The sequence below is a fragment of the Desulfosarcina sp. genome (assembly GCF_033791525.1).
Lineage (GTDB): Bacteria > Desulfobacterota > Desulfobacteria > Desulfobacterales > Desulfosarcinaceae > Desulfosarcina.
In genome coordinates, this window is the sequence record NZ_JASJGN010000182.1 from 1 (window position 1) to 3243 (window position 3243).

Annotated in this window: 2 protein-coding genes; both read left to right on the top strand. The window is 57.0% G+C overall.

Annotated elements, in window-relative coordinates; translation table 11 throughout:
* Positions 1 to 273 precede the first annotated feature (273 nt).
* Entirely contained in the window at positions 274 to 2388 is a 2115-nt protein-coding gene (gene pta, locus QNK41_RS08675) for a phosphate acetyltransferase (RefSeq protein WP_319255784.1), read from the top strand.
* 30 nt (positions 2389 to 2418) lie between these two features.
* A partial coding sequence (locus tag QNK41_RS08680) for an acetate/propionate family kinase (RefSeq protein ID WP_319255787.1) occupies positions 2419 to 3243 on the top strand: 825 nt, incomplete at its 3' end.

The window sequence follows — 3243 nt, forward strand, 5'->3', positions numbered from 1 at the left end:
TAGCCATCGTGTTTAGATACTTAAAAAATTGGGCAAGGAAAAAAAATAGAACCATACAAACGTAGACGTTGCACCTGACATATCATTTTGGACGAACCTTGTAAATCAAGGGATGCCACTTATCGTAATCTAAACATGGTAGAAGTAAAACGGATGGAAAACGACCGGTGACGCATAGGCATCAGATTCGGTTTGTTGCCCGAGGCGTTTTGCGTTAGAATGCAGCCATCGTCATTTCGACGTTGACCGTAAAACAAAACAGGAAAGGATCGGATGGCCAATAGCCTTTACATCGCCAGCATCGAGCCGGAAAGCGGTAAGTCGGTGGTCGCGCTGGGCATCATGGAGATGCTCTCCCGAAGAGTGGGCCGCGTGGGATATTTCAGGCCCATCATCCCCACGGCCCAGAAACGGGACAACGACATCGAACTCATCTTGCAGCGTTACCACCTTGACCAGACCTACTACGAGACCTTCGCCTTTACCCGCAATGCCGTCCAGAGTCTGTCCACCGGCAGCAGCAGCCAGGGCATACTGAAACAGATCGTGGAAAAATACCGCACGCTTCAGCAAAAATTCCGTTTCGTTCTGTGCGAGGGAACGGATTTTACAGGCGTTTCATCGGCATTCGAATTTGATATGAATGCCGATGTGGCCAGCAATCTGGGCAGCCCCATCCTGATGTTGGTCAATGGAAGTGACAAAGACCCGGAAGAGATTGTCGAGACCGTTCAAATGGGGATCGAGGCCTTCACCCACAGGGGGTGCGACGTAGCCGCCGTAATCGTCAACAGGGTCGACAAATCGGAACTGGATGCCGTTGGCGCAGCGGTCGGTGGAAGCGTCCCCAGTGACGTCCCGGTCAGCGTGCTTCCTGAGATGACCACCCTGGGCAGGCCTACCGTAGGGGATATCGCCAGAGAACTGGGGGGCGACATGCTCCAGGGTGAAACTGAAGCGCTGAGTCGGTCGATCCACGATTTCAAGGTAGCCGCCATGAACATCCCCCATTTCCTCGACCTGATAAGGGAGGGGGATCTCGTGATCACGCCGGGGGACCGAACGGATGTCATTCTGGGGAGTCTGGCCACGGTCGTATCCGACAATTACCCAACCATTGCGGGCATGGTGCTTACCGGTGGGTTTAAACCGGAACCGTCTGTCAAGCGCCTGATGGAAGGCTTCAAGTTGACCTCACAGCTGCCCATCATCAGTGTGCCCACGGACACGTTTACCAGCGCCATGAATGCCAGTGAAGTCCGCGCCAGCCTTCAACCCGGCGATGAACGCAAAATCGCCGCCGCCCTGGGCCTCTTCGAAGCCAACGTGGACCTTGCCCGCCTGGAAGCCCGCATCGATGTGGTCCGATCCACCCGCGTGACCCCGATTATGTTCGAATATGAACTCATCGAACGGGCCAAATCGGCCCGCCGGCATATCGTTTTGCCCGAGGGAGAAGAACCGCGGGTCCTGAGGGCCGCAGAGATACTAGTTCGCAGGGATGTGGCCGACATTACGCTATTGGGCAACCCGGAGCAGATCCGGCAGACGGCGAAAACACTCGGGCTGGACTGGAAAGGCTTGAATATCATTCATCCGCCCAGCTCGTCACATCGGGAGGCCCTGGCCCAGATCTATTACGACCTTCGCCGGGAAAAGGGCCTGTCGAAGGAGATGGCCTGGGATATGACGGCCGACGTGAGCTACTTTGGCACACTCATGGTCAAGGCGGGGCTGGCCGACGGCATGGTGTCAGGCGCCATCCACACCACCGGCGATACGATCCGGCCGGTGTTTCAGATTATCCGCACCCGCCCGGGGGTGTCGATCGTCTCCAGTGTTTTTCTCATGTGCCTGCCCGACCGCGTCGTCGTCTACGGGGACTGTGCGGTGAACCCCAACCCCGATGCAGGCCAGCTGGCGGATATCGCCATCAGTGCAGCCGACACGGCAGTCATGTTCGACATCGAACCACGCATCGCCATGTGCTCCTATTCCACGGGAACATCAGGCGCCGGGCGGGATGTGGACAAGGTCCGCGAGGCAACGCACATCGTCAAATCCCGCTTTCCAAAATTGAAGATCGAAGGCCCCATCCAGTACGATGCGGCGGTAGATGCCGACGTGGCCAAGACAAAGCTGCCCGGCAGCGAGGTGGCCGGGCAGGCCACGGTGTTCATTTTTCCGGATCTCAACACGGGCAACAACCTGTACAAGGCGGTGCAACGCTCTTCAGGCGCCATTCCCATCGGGCCGATTCTCCAGGGGCTGAATCAGCCGGTCAACGACCTGAGTCGGGGCTGCACGGCAACCGACATTGTCAACACCGTGGCCATCACGGTAATTCAAGCCCAAGCCCTGATGCTGAATAACAAAAATGGCAAATAGCCTTAATAAATGCAGACAAAGGCAGGCTAAATGAAAATTCTGGTCATCAACTGCGGCAGCTCATCGTTGAAGTATCAGCTGTTGGACATGCAGGGCGAACGCTTGCTGGCATCAGGCCTGGTGGAGCGAATCGGTGAAGCTGCCGGCAAGGTATCCCATCAAAATCGATCGAACCCTTCCAATGGCAAAGGCATCGTCTATGAAAAGCCCATCAGCGACCATCGGTCGGCCATGAACGAAGCCGTTGGCCAGCTTACGGCGTCCGGTACGGGCGTCATCACGGGGCATAGCGAAATCGAAGCCATCGGTCATCGGGTCGTCCACGGGGGAGAACATTTCCAGAAACCCACCCAGATCGATCAAAGCGTACTGAATGCCATCCAGCAAACGATTCCCCTGGCGCCTTTGCACAACCCCGCCAACCTCATGGGCATCACGGTGGCCCGTGAGCTGTTTCCCCATGCCCCCCAGGTGGCGGTTTTCGATACCGCATTCCATCAAACCATCCCAGCATATGCCTACCACTATGCACTGCCCTGGTCCTATTATGAGGAATTGGGTGTTCGCCGTTACGGGTTCCACGGCACCTCACACCAGTATGTCTCCCGGGAGGCGGCAGCCCGGTTGGGCCGGCCATTGTTTGAAGTCAACCTGATTACCGCCCATTTGGGCAGCGGCGCCAGCATCTGTGCCATCGAAAAAGGGGTCAGCGTGGACACCTCCATGGGTATGACACCGCTGGGCGGGCTGATCATGGGCACCCGGGGCGGAAACCTGGACCCCGGGGTCGTCATGTATATCGCCGAGCGCAAAGGCATGTCCCTGAAGGAAATCAATGCCGTCCTGCAAAAGGAG

What these genes read in the sequence shown, in the direction of transcription:
- pta (WP_319255784.1), top strand. Translation starts at nt 274, where the DNA reads ATGGCCAATAGCCTTTACATCGCCAGCATCGAGCCGGAAAGCGGTAAG.